We start from the raw sequence: 16,384 nt of genomic DNA, 5'->3' as shown, positions 1-16,384 counted from the left end.
ATCAGTTGGCAAATATAGGTAATTCCACCCAATACCCTAAGAGATCTCAATTAACTGATGCAGGCTGAATAAATTACTTTTTTGGGGGTTGTGGAATACTTCTTCCCACCTTTCAAACCCATACAGGCCCAATAATTATAAGGCAATTTAACTGGTGAAGAGCAGCATTTTATCAACAAAGTGGTAATTTGTGGTAAATTGTGGTAATAATTTCTATATATTTGAGTTTATAAATAGAATCAACCAGCTTTTTTTGTGATTAGTTTCATTGGGACATATGAATGTAAGGCCGATACCAAGGGGCGTATCATGATCCCTGTGGCCCTCAAGAACCAAATGGTCCCTATCCTCAAAGATGGTTTTGTGATCAAGCGTTCGGTTTTCCGTTCCTGCCTGGAATTATATCCAATGGCAGAATGGAACCAGCTGATGCAGCAAATGCACAAAAAGAATCGATTCCGCAAAAAAAACAATGATTTTATCCGCCGGTTCACAGCCGGCGTAAAGATGGTTGAAATTGATGGAACGGGTCGTTTGCTGATCCCAAAAAACCTGATGTCGGTTGCCGGTATAGAAAAGGAGGTAGTGCTCAGTTCTGCCATCAACATTGTCGAGATATGGGATAAGGATAGCTATGAAGAAGTGCTGGAAGAGACAGCAGTAGACTTTGCCGATCTGGCAGAAGAGGTGATGGGCGATGACGGGGATGAATTATCATAGCCCCGTCCTTTTAAAGGAGTCCGTAGCAGGGCTCAATATCCGCCAGGACGGCGTTTATGTGGATGTCACCTTCGGAGGTGGCGGACACAGCAGGGAAATTTTGAAACAACTGGGCCCCGGGGGCAGGCTGATCGCATTTGATCAGGATGAGGATGCCCGGGCCAACCAACCGGATGACGATCGGTTTTTGCTGATCGAAGAAAACTTCCGGTTTATAAAGCGGTTTTTGAAGTTCTATGGCATTTTGAAGGTAGATGGAATATTGGCTGACCTGGGAGTGTCTTCCCACCAGTTTGATCAGCCCGAGCGTGGTTTTTCCACGCGTTTCGAAGGGGCCCTGGATATGCGGATGCGACGGAAAGATGCCCTTTCTGCCAGGGAAGTGGTAAACTCCTATTCTTTTGAAGATTTGCGCAGGATTTTATCTGAATACGGGGAACTGCGCAAAGCAGGTCCTATGGCAGGGGCAATCGTAAGGGCGCGAGACAAGCGCCCGATAGAAAGCACGGTTGAATTGAATGAAGTAATCATGGATTACCTGCAGAAGGGAAAGGAATTCAAAGGGCTTGCTCAGGTATACCAGGCGATTCGAATGGAAGTAAACCAGGAATTACCGGCACTGAAAGAACTATTGCAGCAGGCCGAGCAGTTATTGAGGATCGGAGGAAGGCTTAGTTTGATCAGCTATCATTCCCTGGAAGACCGGCTGGTGAAGCGATATATGCGAAGCGGGAAATTTGAAGGGGAAGTGGAAAAGGATTTTTACGGCAATCCGCTGGCTCCTTTTAAGAGTATCGGAAAGCTCATTACTCCGTCACCTGAGGAAATAGAACGCAATCCCAGATCGCGTTCAGCCAAGCTTCGGATTGCCGAGCGGATAGAAGTAATTAAAAAGGACAAATAGAAAGATGAAAAAAGGATTAGTAGCCATTTTGAAAGGGACCTTCCTGGTTAGCGGGGATGCCACGCGCAATTGGATGCTTATCGTGTTTTTCTCCCTGCTGGCAACCGTAATGATTGCCAGTTCGCACGCAGCAGACCGAAAAGTGCATCAGATTGCCGCCCTTAGTGAAGAAGTAAAGCAGCTCAGGAGTGAGTTTGTGGAGATACGCTCACAGGCACAGCGCCTGAAACTGGAATCTGCAATCCGTGAAGCCGTTGCGCAGGCCGGATTGCTTCCGGCGGAAACACCCCCAAGGAAAATAATTGTAGCCGCAAATAAATAAACATGGCCGTCACCCCAAAGAACATCATGATCCGTTTATATATAGTTGCAGGAAGCCTGTTCTTCTTTGCAGTTGCGGTGATGTTTAAACTTGTCAATATACAGACTGTGGACGGGGATAAATACCGCGAACTGGCCCTGCAGCGGACGGAAAAAATGTTCACCATTGCCCCAAACCGCGGAAACCTCTATTCCGATGACGGGAGTTTGCTGGCTACTTCCGTTTCCAGGTATACCATTCGTTTTGACGCTATGACCGTATCTGAAGAGGATTTTGAAGCAGGGGTGGGTCCCTTGTCCAGGTCCCTGGCCCAGTTGCTGGATAAGAGCCCGGACCATTACGAGCGACTCTTCAGAAAGGCGCGGATCAACAAAAACAGATATACCCTGGTAGCCCGAGACCTGGATTATTCATCATTTACGGCAGTTAAGGAATTCCCGCTTTTTGAAAAAGGCCCCTACAAAGGAGGTATGATTGTGGAGCAGCGCACGGTTCGGGAGCACCCCCTGGGAAAGATTGCCGAACGCAGCGTGGGCTATGAACGTTTCGACCAGGAAGGGTACGCCACCCGGGTAGGTCTGGAAGGTGCCTTCGGGAGTTATTTAAGGGGGGTTGAAGGCAAACGGCTCAAACAAAAGATTGCCAAAGGGCAATGGAAACCTATCGGACTGGATAATATTATTGAACCCAAGGACGGTTACGATGTTATATCCACTATAGATATCAACATACAGGACATTGCCCACCATGCCTTGTTAAAGCAGCTGGAACATTATAAGGCCGAACACGGGACCGTGATTGTTATGGAGAGCAGTACCGGGGAGATCAAGGCGATCAGCAACCTGGGTCGCACCAGTGAAGGGACCTATTACGAACGCCTGAACTATGCCATTGGCGAATCGCACGAACCGGGCTCCACCTTTAAGCTGATGTCTTTAATTGCCGCCCTTGAAGACGGGCTGGTAGATACCAGCACCGTAGTGGATACCGAAAAGGGGCGCTGGAAAATATACGATCGGGTAGTGAGGGATTCCAAACACGGCGGATATGGGAAAATAAGTGTCGGAAGGGCCTTTGAGGTGTCCTCCAATACAGCTTTTGCCAAAATCATCCATGAAAATTACAAGGATCGCCCACAGCAATTTGTAAACCGCCTGATGCAGATGGGTCTTCACAAAGAACTGGGGATGCCCATAAAGGGTGAAGGGAAGCCGGTATTGCGAAGCCCCGGGGACAAAGGCTGGTCTGGTATTTCTCTGGCCTGGATGTCTCACGGATATGAGGTGTCCCTTACGCCTTTGCAGACACTGGCCTTCTATAATGCAATTGCCAACAATGGCGAATTGCTGAGGCCCAGGTTGATTAAAGAAGTGCGGGAGTGGGACCAGACCGTTGAACATTTTGAAAAAGAGGTGCTGAACCCTGCTATTTGTTCCCCTCAAACGGTAAGCAAGGTGCAGGCGTTGCTGCGAAATGTTGTCAGTGAGCAGCACGGTACAGGCCACCGCCTGTATTCTCCCAATTTCTCGATGGCCGGGAAAACCGGGACCGCCCAGAAAAATTACGCTTCAAAAGACCCGGATAAGCTTGGGTACATCTCCACATTTGCGGGCTACTTCCCGGCAGAAAAGCCTGAATATTCCTGTATTGTAGTGATCCATGAACCGGATAAAAGCGTGGGCTATTACGGAGCCGATGTTTCCGGACCGGTCTTCAAATCGGTGGCGCAGAAAATTTTAGCTAACCGGCCCATGGTAGAGCATTTGGCAACAACCGAAATCGAAGAGGGCAATATAAGCCAGGACTATGAGGCCTATTTTGAGGTTTCCCGGGACGATATCAAGGCCATTCCTGATTTACGGGGAATGAGTGGGATGGATGCGGTTTCCATCCTTGAAAACCTTGGGATCGAAGTAGAAATAAGGGGAAATGGGAAAGTGAAAAAACAATCTGTAGGGAAAGGAACCGCCCTGAAAAAAGTAAAGAAAATAATACTGGAGCTCTCATGAGACCATTGAAAGACCTTTTGTTTGGAGTTTCCCTTCGGGCGGTAAGCGGGCAAACCGCTATCCCGGTAGGCGGGATATGTTTTGACTCCAGAGAAGCAGGTAATGGAGATGTTTTTGTGGCTATTCGGGGTACCATTTCTGACGGACACCGTTTTATCGGACAGGCAATTGCATCAGGGGCCATGGCTATCATTTGTGAAGAGCTTCCGGATACCCTGGAAGACGGGATAACCTATGTGGAAGTGGCCGATGCCCAGGAAGCCCTGGCCATAATGGCTTCCAATTTTTACAATAAGCCGTCGCGAAACCTCAAACTGGTTGGCGTTACGGGTACCAATGGAAAGACCACGGTTTGCAGTCTTTTATATCAGTTGTTTCAAAAAGCAGGATATAAGGTAGGCCTTATCTCTACAATCCGCATCATGGTGGACAAGCAGTCTTACCAAACCCGGCACACTACCCCAGATTCCCTGACAATCAATAAGTATCTCGCAAAAATGAACGAGGCCGGGGTGGAGTATTGTTTTATGGAAGTGAGTTCCCACGGGCTAGCTCAGAAAAGAAGCCTTGGGTTGGAATTTACGGGGGCCGTATTTACAAACCTGACCCATGACCACCTGGACTACCATGGGAGTTTTGCGAATTACAGGGATACCAAAAAATTGCTTTTTGACGGGCTTCATAAGCAGGCTTTTGCACTGGTCAATACAGATGATAAGAACGGCCTGGTTATGCTGCAAAATACGGCTGCCAAAAAATATACCTACGCCCTGAAAACCTATGCCGATTACAGGGCCCAGATCATGGAACAGCAGCTGGACGGACAACTGCTGAAGATTGAGGACCAGGAGGTCTGGACCAAACTGATCGGGGAATTTAACGCTTACAATATACTGGCTATCTACGCCACCGCCCGTTTACTGGGGCTTGAAAAATTAGAGATCCTGAAAGGGATCAGCAGCCTGCAAACCGTGGATGGCCGCTTTCAGTATTTTATCTCAAAACAACGCATAACAGCTATTGTTGATTATGCCCATACGCCGGACGCCTTAAAAAATGTACTGGTTACAATCAGTGCATTGAGGACTGGAAATGAAAACGTCATCACCGTAGTGGGGTGTGGTGGTGATCGTGACAAGTCTAAGCGTCCGGTAATGGGGCATATCGCAACCGAATTGAGCAACACCGCCATTTTCACCTCAGACAATCCGAGGACGGAGTCTGCTGAGGGTATTATCCGGGATATGGAGGCTGGAGTTGAACCACAGCACACAAAAAAAGTGCTTTCCATAGTGGATCGGGAACAGGCCATTCGCACCGCCTGTAAACTGGCCCGGCCCGATGATATTATTCTGGTAGCCGGGAAGGGACACGAGACCTATCAGGAGATAATGGGAGAGCGCAGGGATTTTGATGATTTCAAAATTGTAAAAGGTATTCTGGACAGCCAGTCTTCGGAAAAAGTCTGAAGGGATAAAAGGAGATATATAAACAAGGAATAAGAGAGACAAAATGTTGTATTACTTATTTGAATATCTGGAAAAGCAATACCAGTTTCCCGGTGCGAGTCTGTTCCAGTTCCTGACTTTCCGGGCAGCCATGTCAGTGCTGTTATCGCTTGTCCTGGCAACCGTCTATGGAAAACGCATTATCCTGTTTCTCCGGCGCAAGCAAATTGGCGAGACCGTCCGGGACCTTGGGCTGGAAGGTCAGAAGGAAAAAACAGGAACCCCGACCATGGGGGGCATTATCATCATCTTATCAACGCTTATCCCCACCCTGCTTTTTGCCCGGTTGGACAACATCTATATAATCCTGCTGATTATCACTACACTATGGATGGGGACCATTGGGTTTATTGATGATTATATCAAGATTTTCAGGAAGAACAAACAAGGTCTCAAAGGTCGCTTCAAAGTCCTGGGCCAGGTAGTCCTGGGCCTGATGGTCGGGGCAGTACTGTATTTTCACCCGGAGGTTACCATGAAGGAAAAGAGTACCACGGTCATTACCCAGTCTTATGAAGTGGAACAGGTTGAAGGCAGGGAAGTAAAGTCCCTGAAAACGAACATTCCTTTTTTTAAAAATAATGAACTGGATTACAGCCGATGGGTATCCTGGATTGGAGAGGGAGCCGAAAAGTACGCCTGGCTGCTTTTTATCCCCATTGTAATCTTTATCGTAACCGCAGTTTCCAACGGAGCCAACCTCACCGATGGGGTAGACGGCCTGGCCGCCGGAACTTCCGCGATTATCGTACTAACCCTGGGGATATTTGCCTGGGTCTCGGGTAATGTCATTTTCTCCGATTACCTGGACATATTCTTTATTCCGCGTGCAGGGGAAATGGTCATTTTTATAGCCGCCTTTGTAGGAGCTTTGGTAGGTTTTCTATGGTACAACGCCTTTCCGGCCCAAATATTTATGGGAGATACCGGCAGTCTCACCATAGGCGGGGTGATTGCGGTTATCGCCCTTATCGTTCGAAAAGAATTATTGATTCCCCTGCTGTGTGGCATCTTTTTCGCCGAATCCATTTCGGTAATGCTGCAGGTGAGTTATTTCAAATATACCCGTCGCAAATACGGAGAGGGAAAACGCATATTTCTGATGTCGCCATTGCACCACCACTACCAGAAGAAGGGATACCATGAAAGTAAAATCGTAACCCGTTTCTGGATTGTTGGAATCCTGCTGGCTATCGTAACCATTGTAACCTTAAAAGTGCGCTAAAATGGAGACTGGGGATATGCGGTGCAGACCAGAGCTGGTAGCCCAGTGGAAAGCAGGAGGCCGGCTGGTAGTACTGGGAGCAGGAGAAAGTGGTGCAGGTGCGGCCCTATTGGGGAAAAAAAAAGGATACGAAGTTTTTGTCTCGGACAAAGGCGAAGTAGCAACAAAGTATAAAGACGTTCTTACAAAGACTGGAATACAGTGGGAAGAAAACGGCCACTCTGTTGGGCGTATTCTGGAGGCAGACCTGTGCGTGAAAAGCCCGGGGATACCAGATACGGTTCCCCTGGTGGTGCAGCTTCGGCAAAAAGGGATACCCGTAATATCCGAAATTGAATTTGCCTCCTGGTTTACCGATGCGAAACTCATTGGTATTACAGGGAGCAACGGAAAAACCACTACTGCCATGCTTACCTATCACCTTTTAAAGGAAGGGGGCCTGGATGTAGCACTGGCAGGGAATATCGGGGATAGTTTTGCCCGGGTAGTGGCTACTGAAAAGCATGCCTGCTATGTGCTGGAGATCAGCAGTTTTCAGCTGGATGGTATCTGTTGTTTCAGACCGGATATTGCGGTGATCACCAATATAACCGAAGACCATCTGGATCGGTACGGATACCAGATGGAAAACTATATCCGCGCAAAGTTGCGGATTGCTGAGAACCAGCGGCCAACGGATCACATGGTCTACGACCTGGATGACCCTATCCTCGCGGAGCGGATCAATAGAGAGCAGATCCCGTCCCGGTTATGGCCCGGATCCCTGGAAAAACCACTGGAAGCAGGAGCCAGTCTTGAAGGAAATAAAATAAAAATTATTACAGATAACGAAACTATGAAAATGAAAACGGACAGCGTTGCCCTAGAGGGTCGTCACAATTTGAAGAATACCATGGCGGCAGCTACCGTTGCCCGCCTGTTGGGGATTCGAAAGGAAAGTATTCGCCAGAGTGTGGCAACCTTTCAGGGTGCCCCGCACCGCTTGGAAAAAGTGCTGAAAATCCATCATGTTCAGTATATCAACGATTCCAAGGCTACCAATGTGAATGCCACTTATTTTGCCCTGGACAGCATGAGCACTCCTACGGTCTGGATTGTGGGAGGCATCGATAAAGGAAATGACTACAAGCCATTAATGCCACTGGTACGGGAAAAAGTAAAGGCCATAGTCTGCCTGGGGATGGACAATTCCAAGATTGTGGAAGCCTTTGGTAATGCGGTGGACCTAGTTGTTGAAACCTATGCCATGTCCGAAGCCGTAAAGGTAGCCTATAAGATTGCGGAACGGGGAGATACCGTGCTGCTTTCTCCTGCCTGTGCGAGCTTTGATTTATTTAAAAATTACGAAGACCGCGGGGATCAGTTTAAGGCCTGTGTAAAATCATTATAACAGTGAAAACAATCCTGAAAAACCTGGAAGGAGATAAGGCGATTTGGGCGGTATCCGCCCTGCTCGCCCTGTTTTCATTCCTGCCGGTATACAGCGCCAGCAGCAATCTGGTTTACGTGGTAGGCAATGGGACCACCATGGGCCACCTGCTAAAGCACGGACTCCTGCTGTTCCTTGGATTCGGGATTATTTACGGGGTTCATAAAATACCCACTCATTTTTTTAAGGGGCTTTCCATCATTGCTTTACCGGTGGTATTGCTGCTTTTGATTTATACCCTGGCACAGGGTACAACAATAGATGGGGCTAATGCCAGCAGATGGATTCGCCTGCCTCTGGTAGGGATCACCTTCCAGACCTCCAATCTGGCTGCCGTTGTCCTGATGATATATACCGCGAGGTACCTGAGCAAGATAAAAGACAGGAAGATTCGCTTCTCCGAAAGCCTTATACCCCTTTGGCTCCCTGTTTTCCTGGTACTTATTCTGATTCTCCCTGCAAATTTTTCCACGGCTGCTATTTTATTCGCCATGGTGCTGATACTGTGTTTTCTGGGAGGTTACCCGCTAAAATATCTTTCGGGTATAGTGGGGGCCGGAATGGTTTCACTCTTGCTATTTATTTTACTGGCAAAAGCGATGCCAGGGGTTTTCCCCAATCGGATAGATACCTGGGCCAGCCGGATCGAGAGTTTCTGGGACGGAACCGACAGTGAGGGAGATTACCAGATCGAAAAAGCGAAAATAGCCATTGCGAGCGGAGGCCTGGTCGGCAACGGGGCTGGTAAAAGCGTTATGAAGAATTTCCTGCCACAGAGCTCGTCAGATTTTATATACGCCATTATTATAGAGGAATACGGACTGGTAGGCGGTTTTAGCCTGATGTTCTTTTACCTGTTGTTGCTATTCAGGATTGTGGTGGTTGCCAATGCAAGCAGCAGTGTCTTTGGAAAGTTAGTGGTAATGGGCGTGGGTCTGCCTATTGTATTTCAGGCCCTGATCAATATGGCGGTAGCCGTTGAATTATTCCCGGTAACAGGCCAGACCCTACCACTGATAAGCAGTGGCGGAACTTCCATATGGATGACATGCCTGGCAATAGGGGTTGTATTAAGTGCAAGCAGGAAGCAGCAGGAATCTGCTGAAATGGAGCTAAAAAATGATGAACATCCTTTGGAAGTATTAAGTGGACAACTATAGGTTTTTACTCTCCGGGGGAGGAACCGGAGGACATATATATCCGGCAATTGCGATTGCTGATGAGCTGAAAAAGCGGTATCCGGGAGCAGAATTCCTTTTTGTGGGAGCCAAAGACCGGATGGAAATGCAACGGGTCCCGGAGGCCGGTTATAAAATAAAAGGTCTCTGGATCAGCGGCCTTGAGAGAAAACTAAGCTGGAAGAACCTGGTTTTTCCATTAAAACTAATAAGCAGTCTGATGCAGGCGAGGAAAATCATAAGGGAATTTAAACCGCACCTGGTAATAGGAACAGGGGGCTTCGCCAGTGGTCCAACCCTCAGGATGGCGGCTGCCAGACAAATTCCCGTGGTGCTTCAGGAACAGAATTCCTATGCGGGTATCACCAATAAGTGGCTGGCAAAAAGGGCTGCAAAAATATTTGTGGCCTACAAGGGAATGCAGCGCTTTTTCCCTGAAGAAAGCCTGGTTTTTACAGGAAACCCCGTTCGGGGCAACCTTTCACAGGCATTGCCTGAAAAGGAGGCTGCCCTGAAGCAATTCGGACTGAACCCACAGCGGCAGACCCTGCTGATACTGGGTGGAAGCCTGGGAGCCCGGCGGATCAATCAACTGATTGAAGCGGAACTGGAATTTTTTAAAGCATGCGGGGTACAGTTGCTCTGGCAATGTGGCAAAGGATATTTTGAAAAATACAAACACTATGATGATAAGCAGGTTCGGGTATGCGATTTTATTCGTGAAATGCCGGCTGCCTATGCCGCAGCAGACCTGATAATCTCAAGGGCAGGAGCCGGATCAGTATCCGAATTAAGCCTGGTTGGAAAACCGGTAATCTTTATTCCTTCCCCCAATGTGGCAGAAGACCATCAAACAAAAAATGCAGAAGCCATTGCTGCCGAAGGTGCAGCCCTACTGATAAGAGAAGCGGAATTGGAGGCAGCATTTGAAGACTCCTTTAAAGCGCTTTGGGAGAACAAAGAACAAAGGCAATTAATGGGGGAACGCATTAAAAAACTGGCCAGGCCAAAGGCAACAGAGCAAATAGTGGATGAAATAACTGAATTACTGGGCGGGAAATAATGGAGATGAACGAGATACAACGGGTATATTTTATTGGAATAGGGGGGATAGGAATGTCTGCCCTGGCCCGGTATTTCAAAAGATTGGGGAAAAACGTACGCGGCTATGACAGAACCCGGGGAGCGGTTACCGATGCCTTGGAAAAAGAAGGAATCCCCGTCCATTTTATGGATTTGGGCAAGGGAATCCCAGGGGCGTTTTCAAGGCCGGAAGGGACGCTGGTTGTCTACACTCCTGCCATACCTGCCGACCTGGGAGAATTGCAGTTTTTCAGGGAAAATGGTTTTACCCTTAAGAAAAGAGCGGAAGTTTTGGGGATGATCAGCAATCACACCCGCTGTATGGCTGTGGCCGGGACCCACGGAAAAACCACTACCAGTTGTATTCTGGCACACCTGCTTCAAGAGGCAGGGCTGCCCCTTATGGCTTTTCTGGGAGGGGTATCGGAAGACCTCGGAAGTAACTTTGTGATGAACGGAACGGAATTTTCTGTGGTGGAGGCAGATGAATTTGATCGTTCCTTTTTGTGGCTGAAGCCGGAGATAGCCTGTATCACCTCCATGGATGCAGACCATTTGGATATTTACGGGACTAAGGAAGCGCTTGAGGAAACTTTCCGTGCCTTTGCCGGGCAACTTAAAGCGGGAGGGAAACTTATAGTCCCGAAGGGATTGCCTCTACAGGGAATTACCTATGGAATAGAAGATGATTCGGATTTCTGTATCCGTAATCTGAGAATAGAATCGGGAGCTTACCTTTTTGATCTGCATACCCCCTCAGAACGATTTGATGCCGTCCGATTTCAAAAACCCGGGAGGCACAATTTAATGAATGGATTAGCTGCTTTTGCCATGGCGGTTCAGGTTACGGATCAGACGGACCGCCTGGTAAATGCTTTGGGGAGTTTCAAAGGGGTGCAACGCCGTTTTTCATACCAGATCAAGACGGACGATCTCATATTTATAGATGACTATGCCCATCATCCTTCGGAAATAGACGCGGTTCACCAGGCAGTCCGGGAAATGCATCCCGATAAAAAAGTACTAGCTGTTTTCCAACCGCATTTGTTTTCCAGGACCAGGGATTTTGGAGAAGCTTTTGGTAAAAGCCTGGGTCATTTTGACCAGATCCTTCTCTTGGAAATCTATCCGGCAAGGGAAAAACCAATAGAGGGAATTAATTCAGCCTGGCTGATAGACCGCATTGCCAACCCCAACAAAAAATTAATTGAAAAAGCCGAATTGATTTCGGAAATCAACAGGCTCAAACCCCAAATCCTGATAACCATGGGAGCGGGTGATATAGGAAATGAAGTAAACGCTATAAAAAATGCATTAAGCCATGCGAGTTAGTTGGAATAGTTTAAAATTATTCGGATTAAGTGTCTGTATAATAAGCATGTACGCTTTTTCTGAGCACAGGAGCACAAAACGAAAAATAAACGAGGTAGCAGTTCATTTCGAGGGTTCCGACAATTTATATATGACCGAGAGTATGGTTAATAAATTGTTAATACAAAATTATGGCCCCCTCCGTAATGCACCCAAAGAAGAAGTAGTTTTGAATACTATAGAATCGGTCCTTCAGACCCATGATATGGTGAAAAATGCCCAGGTGTATCTTACGATTGACGGTAAACTTAACACCAGAATAAAGCAAAGGCAGCCAATCGGGCGCGTAGCGGGAAATACCCAGTTTTATCTGGATGACGAAGGTGTGAAAATGCCACTTTCCCGAAATCATTCTGCGCGCGTTCCTATCATTACGGGTAATATAACAGGCGAAAGTCTGGAGGATGTCTATGTGATCTTGAAATACATTAATGAAGATCCCTTTTTGAGCAAAAACGTAATCGGAATTCACATAGAATCTGTTTCGGATTATCGCTTGAAATTTCGTCTTGAGAATTTTGTGGTGCGGCTGGGAGACGTCACCGACCTGCCTGCAAAATTCAGCAACTTTAAGGCGTTTTACGCCAAAGCCGTACAGGACAAAACACTGGCGCACTATCAGGTAGTGAGCCTTGAATTTGAAAATCAGGTAGTGTGCACTAAAATTTAAATGATCATGGAAGAAACGAAATATTCTGTTGGCCTCGATATCGGAACCACAAAGATTGTGGCGATCATCGGGAAAGAAAATGAGTATGGAAAAATCGAGGTGCTCGGCATCGGACGGTCCCGGAGCCTGGGTGTCCATCGCGGGGTGGTCAATAACATTACCCAAACCATCCAATCCATACAACAGGCAGTTGAACAGGCAGAAGCAAATTCGGGCTTAAAGATCAATACGGTAACCGTTGGCATAGCAGGGCAGCATATCCGTTCCCTGCAGCACAGCGACTACATTACCCGGGCCAATTCTGAAGAAGTTATAGGGGAAGAAGATCTCGAAAAATTATGCAACCAGGTCTATAAACTGGTTATGCTGCCAGGAGAAGAGATTATCCACGTATTGCCGCAGGAGTACAAAGTGGACGGACAGGCCGAAATCAAACAACCCATTGGGATGTATGGCGGGCGCCTGGAAGCTAATTTCCATGTAGTGGTCGGACAGGTCTCTTCCATCAAAAATATTGGAAGGTGTATAAAAAGTGCCGGCCTGGATCTGGATAATATTACCCTGGAGCCCCTGGCCTCTGCCAATGCTGTGTTGAGCCAGGAGGAAAAGGAAGCCGGGGTTGCCCTGATCGATATAGGGGGTGGTACTACAGACCTGGCCATCTTTAAGGACGGGATCATACGTCACACAGCTGTTATCCCTTTTGGGGGCAATGTGATTACTGAAGACATCAAAGAGGGCTGTTCTATAATCGAGAAGCAGGCTGAATTGCTCAAGATCAAATTTGGATCTGCCTGGCCCGGCGAGAACAAAGACAATGAGATTGTTTCCATCCCTGGCCTTAGGGGAAGGGAGCCCAAAGAGATTACCCTGAAAAACCTTTCAAAGATCATCCACGCCAGGGTTGTGGAAATTATCGAACAGGTATACCTGGAAATAAAAAATTACGGGCACGAGGAACAAAAGAAAAAGCTGATTGCAGGCATCGTCCTCACTGGAGGTGGAAGTCAGTTAAAGCACCTGAAGCAACTGGTGGAATACATCACCGGAATGGATACGCGTATTGGCTACCCCAATGAACATCTGGCCGGTGATTCTGAGGCTGAGATCGCCAGCCCAACCTATGCCACAGCCGTGGGTCTGCTTATGAATGCAGTGGAGAACAAGCATCGCAATTCTTTCCGTGGAGATGAAAAAACGCTTCAGGAAGACCCGGAAATGGTATTGGAGGAAGTTGAGAACTCGGGCCAGCCAATTGATGGCCGTAAAAAAGAACGCAAATCGGTTCTGGATAAATGGGCCGACAAGCTGAAGGAATTTCTGGACAATGCAGAATAGCTAAAATTGATAACGACAACGAACAGAATATAGTAACCCAACGAAAAAACAAACACATGGAAATGGATAACATCACCTTCGATCTGCCCAAAAATCAAAGCAATGTGATCAAGGTTATCGGTGTAGGCGGAGGAGGTAGCAACGCAATTAACCACATGTTCCAGGCAGGAATCAATGGGGTGGACTTTGTGATTTGCAATACAGATGCCCAGGCGCTTCAAAACAGTTCGGTACCCAATAAAATACAACTCGGGGTATCCCTTACAGAGGGGTTAGGTGCCGGAGCAAACCCGGAGGTTGGGGAGCAGGCGGCCCTGGAAAGCATGGAGGAGATCAAGCGGATGCTGTCCACCACTACCAAGATGGTATTTATCACTGCCGGAATGGGCGGAGGCACGGGCACCGGAGCTGCCCCCGTAATCGCCAAGCAGGCAAAGGAAATGGACATTTTAACCGTTGGGATCGTTACCATTCCATTTCAGTTTGAGGGGAAAATGCGTTGTCAGCAGGCCCAGAAGGGTATTGAGAAACTTCGCGGCAATGTTGATTCGTTGATTGTTATCAATAATAATAAATTAAGGGAAGTTTACGGAAACCTCGGATTTAAAGCCGGCTTTTCAAAGGCAGATGAGGTTCTGGCAACCGCAGCCCGCGGAATTGCGGAGGTAATTACCCACCACTACACTCAGAACATTGACCTGAGGGATGCCAAAACAGTACTCTCCAATTCCGGTACTGCCATCATGGGTTCTGCAACTGCTACCGGGGGCGCACGGGCCCAGGAGGCCATTATGAAGGCACTGGATTCTCCTTTGCTTAACGACAATAAGATTACAGGGGCTAAAAATGTCTTACTGCTGATCGTTTCTGGTTCACAGGAAATCACCATTGATGAAATCGGGGAGATCAATGACCATATTCAGATAGAAGCCGGCCATGGGGCGAATATCATTATGGGAGTTGGCGAGGATCAGGACCTTGGTGAGGCCATAGCGGTAACGGTTATTGCCACTGGCTTTAATGTGGACCAGCAGGACGAGATTGTAAATACCGAGTCCAAAAAGATCATACATACCCTTGAGGATGAGCAAAAGGCCCAGCAAAACCTGATGGAGCCCAAGGAGGAAAATACGGATACACGGGTGGTGCACACCCTGGATCTGAGTGAAGACCCTGAAGTGCTTCCCGAGGAAAAGGCAAAACCGGTTCAGCAAACAGCAATGGACCTGATCCCGACTACCAGCTATATTAAAAATTTCAATGTTTTTTACGAGGAAGTGGTAGCCGAAGCTGTGGAAGAAGATGGTTTTATCATTATTGATTCCAAAGATCTGATCAACGATATTGAAGTAATAGACCCTCAGATCGTTTCTGCTACTGAGCAGGAAGACCAGTTCGCACTCCGCTTTGATATGCCCCTTGATCAGGAAACCGAAAGCGACGAAAACGAGGAAGCAGAAAATGTGATCACCTTTGACCTGAATGATGATGACATCCGCGATTTAAATGTCAGGGAACATATTGAAATTACTCCTGTTCTGGAATATAAAAAAGAGGGGGAGACCCGGTATAGCCTCGATGACTATATGGAGTTGGAGCGAAAGCTGACAGGGGCCACCTCCAAAGCTGAACAATACGAGCCTAAATTGGTGGAAGACGATCTGGTTTTTGAGAAGAAAACCATAGACAAACCGGCCACCCCTGCCCAGGACGAGTCTGCAGACCCTACAGACCGGCCCATTGATGAAATATTGCGGGAACGTGCCGATGAAAGACGTCGGAAGCTGAAGGATTTCAATTACAAGTTTCAGCATAACCGTTCCAGTATAGAGGAAATTGAAAAGGAACCAGCTTACAAAAGACAGGGAGTAGACCTTAATAAGAATACAGATAAGGATGCGAAAGTATCGCGTACGACTTTAAGTGAAGACAGTAACGATGAAATGCGTTTGCGATCTAACAACTCTTTCCTGCATGATAATGTAGATTAGAAGCAGCGGGTCCTACAGGCCTTAATGTATGCAAGCCCGGGAAGCTATCGCTTTTCGGGTTTATTTTTTTATCTTTGCTGTCCTTTAAAATACAGGAATATGAGTCTGGAAACACGGGTAATGACAGAGATGAAAGCTGCTATGAAAGCCAAGGATTCAGTGACTTTGGAATCCCTGAGGGCCATTAAATCTGCTCTTTTGCTTGCCAAAACTGAAAAGGGCGGGGCAGCAGGACTGTCTGAGGCAGATGAGATTTCGCTGGTGCAGAAATTGGTAAAACAACGCAGAGACAGTGCGGAAATATATACCCAACAAGGGCGGAAAGACCTGGCGGACCCGGAATTGGCGCAGATTGCTGTCCTTGAAAAATTCTTGCCAGAGCAATTATCCGAAGCCGAAATAGAAGCGGTAGTTGCCTCAACGATCCAAAAAGTGGGAGCAGATGGCATGAAGGATATGGGCAAGGTGATGGGAATGGTCTCCAAAGAACTGGCCGGAAAGGCAGATGGCAAGACCATTGCTGGTATTGTTAAGGCACAACTGACGTCCTGAATTTAGTATTTCTGGGAACCTCCAATTTTGGAACACTGAAGGGGGCGCTAAAAAGAAATACCAATTGAGCACATTTTATTAGTT

General features: G+C 47.4%; 14 protein-coding genes. All 14 read left to right on the top strand.

Annotated elements, in window-relative coordinates; genetic code table 11:
- Positions 1 to 255: 255 nt before the first annotated feature.
- The 14 genes from mraZ (at position 256) to ACT6NV_RS02185 (ending at position 16,300) form a co-directional block, all read left to right on the top strand.
- Positions 256 to 720: a division/cell wall cluster transcriptional repressor MraZ gene (gene mraZ, locus ACT6NV_RS02250; protein WP_445385649.1), complete on the top strand. Its 465-nt coding sequence runs from the start codon at positions 256 to 258 to the stop codon at positions 718 to 720.
- Entirely contained in the window at positions 698 to 1,624 is a 927-nt protein-coding gene (rsmH, locus tag ACT6NV_RS02245) for a 16S rRNA (cytosine(1402)-N(4))-methyltransferase RsmH (RefSeq protein WP_445385648.1), read from the top strand. Before mraZ ends, rsmH begins: the two co-directional genes overlap by 23 nt.
- 4 nt (positions 1,625 to 1,628) lie before the next feature.
- On the top strand, positions 1,629 to 1,946 hold the full coding sequence (locus ACT6NV_RS02240) for an FtsL-like putative cell division protein (protein WP_445385647.1): 318 nt from the start codon (positions 1,629 to 1,631) through the stop codon (positions 1,944 to 1,946).
- A gap of 2 nt (positions 1,947 to 1,948) precedes the next feature.
- Complete coding sequence (locus ACT6NV_RS02235; RefSeq protein WP_445385646.1) at positions 1,949 to 3,955, top strand: penicillin-binding protein; 2,007 nt, start codon at positions 1,949 to 1,951, stop codon at positions 3,953 to 3,955.
- Positions 3,952 to 5,424, top strand: a complete 1,473-nt coding sequence (locus ACT6NV_RS02230) for a UDP-N-acetylmuramoyl-L-alanyl-D-glutamate--2,6-diaminopimelate ligase (protein WP_445385645.1) — start codon at positions 3,952 to 3,954, stop codon at positions 5,422 to 5,424. The genes ACT6NV_RS02235 and ACT6NV_RS02230 overlap by 4 nt, the downstream gene beginning before the upstream one ends.
- A 43-nt stretch (positions 5,425 to 5,467) precedes the next feature.
- Positions 5,468 to 6,688: a phospho-N-acetylmuramoyl-pentapeptide-transferase gene (gene mraY / locus ACT6NV_RS02225; protein WP_445385644.1), complete on the top strand. Its 1,221-nt coding sequence runs from the start codon at positions 5,468 to 5,470 to the stop codon at positions 6,686 to 6,688.
- A 1-nt stretch (position 6,689) separates the two neighbouring features.
- Positions 6,690 to 8,078, top strand: coding sequence for a UDP-N-acetylmuramoyl-L-alanine--D-glutamate ligase (murD, locus tag ACT6NV_RS02220; RefSeq protein ID WP_445385643.1), 1,389 nt, complete (start codon positions 6,690 to 6,692; stop codon positions 8,076 to 8,078).
- Positions 8,079 to 8,080: 2 nt separating this feature from the next.
- Complete coding sequence (locus ACT6NV_RS02215) at positions 8,081 to 9,277, top strand: FtsW/RodA/SpoVE family cell cycle protein (RefSeq protein ID WP_445385642.1); 1,197 nt, start codon at positions 8,081 to 8,083, stop codon at positions 9,275 to 9,277.
- Positions 9,264 to 10,358, top strand: a complete 1,095-nt coding sequence (murG, locus tag ACT6NV_RS02210; protein ID WP_445385641.1) for an undecaprenyldiphospho-muramoylpentapeptide beta-N-acetylglucosaminyltransferase — start codon at positions 9,264 to 9,266, stop codon at positions 10,356 to 10,358. Before ACT6NV_RS02215 ends, murG begins: the two co-directional genes overlap by 14 nt.
- Positions 10,358 to 11,710 (top strand): UDP-N-acetylmuramate--L-alanine ligase, encoded by a 1,353-nt coding sequence (gene murC / locus ACT6NV_RS02205; RefSeq protein ID WP_445385640.1) that lies wholly within the window; start codon positions 10,358 to 10,360, stop codon positions 11,708 to 11,710. The genes murG and murC overlap by 1 nt, the downstream gene beginning before the upstream one ends.
- 208 nt (positions 11,711 to 11,918) lie before the next feature.
- Positions 11,919 to 12,419: a cell division protein FtsQ/DivIB gene (locus ACT6NV_RS02200; RefSeq protein WP_445385639.1), complete on the top strand. Its 501-nt coding sequence runs from the start codon at positions 11,919 to 11,921 to the stop codon at positions 12,417 to 12,419.
- A gap of 6 nt (positions 12,420 to 12,425) precedes the next feature.
- Complete coding sequence (ftsA, locus tag ACT6NV_RS02195; RefSeq protein WP_445385638.1) at positions 12,426 to 13,757, top strand: cell division protein FtsA; 1,332 nt, start codon at positions 12,426 to 12,428, stop codon at positions 13,755 to 13,757.
- A gap of 56 nt (positions 13,758 to 13,813) precedes the next feature.
- Positions 13,814 to 15,748: a cell division protein FtsZ gene (ftsZ, locus tag ACT6NV_RS02190; RefSeq protein WP_445385637.1), complete on the top strand. Its 1,935-nt coding sequence runs from the start codon at positions 13,814 to 13,816 to the stop codon at positions 15,746 to 15,748.
- Between the two features lie 99 nt (positions 15,749 to 15,847).
- Positions 15,848 to 16,300 carry a GatB/YqeY domain-containing protein gene (locus ACT6NV_RS02185; protein ID WP_445385636.1) on the top strand — a complete coding sequence of 151 codons (453 nt, stop codon included), beginning with the start codon at positions 15,848 to 15,850 and terminating at the stop codon, positions 16,298 to 16,300.
- Positions 16,301 to 16,384: the final 84 nt, after the last annotated feature.

It is taken from the genome of Robiginitalea insularis, from assembly GCF_052497835.1.
The sequence above is the reverse complement of the archived record's forward strand: the minus strand, read 5'-3'. Positions and strand labels throughout refer to the sequence as shown.

Bases quoted from the DNA above. Each gene is read 5' to 3' on its own strand.
- mraY (WP_445385644.1), top strand. From the start codon at position 5,468: ATGTTGTATTACTTATTTGAATATCTGGAAAAGCAATACCAGTTTCCC.
- ftsZ (WP_445385637.1), top strand. From the start codon at position 13,814: ATGGAAATGGATAACATCACCTTCGATCTGCCCAAAAATCAAAGCAAT.
- murD (WP_445385643.1), top strand. From the start codon at position 6,690: ATGGAGACTGGGGATATGCGGTGCAGACCAGAGCTGGTAGCCCAGTGG.
- rsmH (WP_445385648.1), top strand. From the start codon at position 698: ATGACGGGGATGAATTATCATAGCCCCGTCCTTTTAAAGGAGTCCGTA.
- ACT6NV_RS02230 (WP_445385645.1), top strand. From the start codon at position 3,952: ATGAGACCATTGAAAGACCTTTTGTTTGGAGTTTCCCTTCGGGCGGTA.
- ACT6NV_RS02240 (WP_445385647.1), top strand. From the start codon at position 1,629: ATGAAAAAAGGATTAGTAGCCATTTTGAAAGGGACCTTCCTGGTTAGC.
- ftsA (WP_445385638.1), top strand. From the start codon at position 12,426: ATGGAAGAAACGAAATATTCTGTTGGCCTCGATATCGGAACCACAAAG.
- ACT6NV_RS02185 (WP_445385636.1), top strand. From the start codon at position 15,848: ATGAGTCTGGAAACACGGGTAATGACAGAGATGAAAGCTGCTATGAAA.
- ACT6NV_RS02235 (WP_445385646.1), top strand. From the start codon at position 1,949: ATGGCCGTCACCCCAAAGAACATCATGATCCGTTTATATATAGTTGCA.
- murC (WP_445385640.1), top strand. From the start codon at position 10,358: ATGGAGATGAACGAGATACAACGGGTATATTTTATTGGAATAGGGGGG.